This window comes from bacterium, from assembly GCA_030654305.1.
Lineage (GTDB): Bacteria > Krumholzibacteriota > Krumholzibacteriia > LZORAL124-64-63 > LZORAL124-64-63 > PNOJ01.
Genome location: JAURXS010000480.1, coordinates 1 through 1,176 on the forward strand (window position 1 = coordinate 1; position 1,176 = coordinate 1,176).

Here is a 1,176-nt window from a genome sequence, read left to right on the forward strand (position 1 = left end):
ACTGCTCGCGGGTGACCGAGAACGCGGGGGCCGAAGGCGCCGCGGGCGGCGCCGCCGGCGCCGGCAGGGCGGGCAGGGGCGCGGCCAGGGCGGCCAGCAGCCGGTCGAGCTGCGCGTCGGCCGCCTGCAGGTTCGCCGCCCCTTCGGCCGGCGCCAAGGTCCACAGTTCGATCTCGCTCTTGACGTGATCGAAGACCGCCAGGGTCGTCGGGATGACGAAGTGGTAGTCGGGCGCGTCCAGCCAGCCGTGCTCGGGCAGCGGCACCTGCTCGAAGTGCCGCACGCAGTCGTAGGCGATGACGCCCACCGCGCCGCCGAACGGGGCCGGCAGGTCCAGGTCCGGCGGCAGGTCCAGGGACGCGAGCTCGCGGCGGACCGGAGCGAAGACGTCGCCAGGGTCGACCGGCTCGCGGCGCTCGACGCCGTCGCGCGACACCGTCGCGACACCGTCGCGCAGCGTGATCGTGGTGCAGGGGCCGATGCCGACGAAGGAGTGGCGGCCCAGCTGGATCCCCCGCTCCACGCTCTCGAGCAGGAAGCACGCACCCAGCGGCGCCAGCTTCAGGTACGCCGAGACCGGCGTGTCCAGATCGGCGGGGATGCGGCGCCGCCGGGGTGTTCGGAGTTGAGGTGTTCGGAGCCGGGTCGAGCCTGGCTGTGTCGTGGCGTCCATCGTCCCTCCGTCGTCACGCAAATGAAAAACCCACCATCGGCGGATGGTGGGCCTGAGTGGATCGGGGTAGGTCCGGGGTTACCGGTCCGTTCCTCCGCACAGCCGACCTTCCGCACTCGTCGTGCCACGCCACGACCGCCATCGGCGGCTGGGGGCGAGGACGGTCCGTGCGGTGAGGCTGCGCATCTGTGCTGGACTCCCGATCCTGAGCTGTTGATTCCGTCGACCTACGGCCGGCTGGACCGCGATCGTCGGATGAGCTTACTCCCATTTCCGGTCGCCGTCAAGTCCGCGTCGTGTCTCAGCGGCTCCAGCCGGCGAGCAGCTGCCGCGCGAACGCCTCGGGATCCGAGGTCGGGGCGCCGCAGGCGCCGGGGCGGCAGACGTGGGCCAGCGCGCGCCCGCCGCGCGCCGTCAGGCCCGCGGCCACCGGCACCAGGGTCCGCGTCGCATCGTCGGCTCCCGCCGCGGGGACGGTGGCCAGCACCGCCCAGGGCGGCGCC

The 1,176-nt window shown here is 73.6% G+C and carries 2 protein-coding genes; both read right to left on the reverse strand.

Annotated elements, in window-relative coordinates; all coding sequences use genetic code 11:
* The coding region (locus Q7W29_13695) for an anthranilate synthase component I (protein MDO9172874.1) at positions 1-673 on the reverse strand (673 nt) is incomplete at its 3' end.
* A gap of 301 nt (positions 674-974) precedes the next feature.
* A partial coding sequence (locus Q7W29_13700) for a hypothetical protein (protein MDO9172875.1) occupies positions 975-1,176 on the reverse strand: 202 nt, incomplete at its 5' end.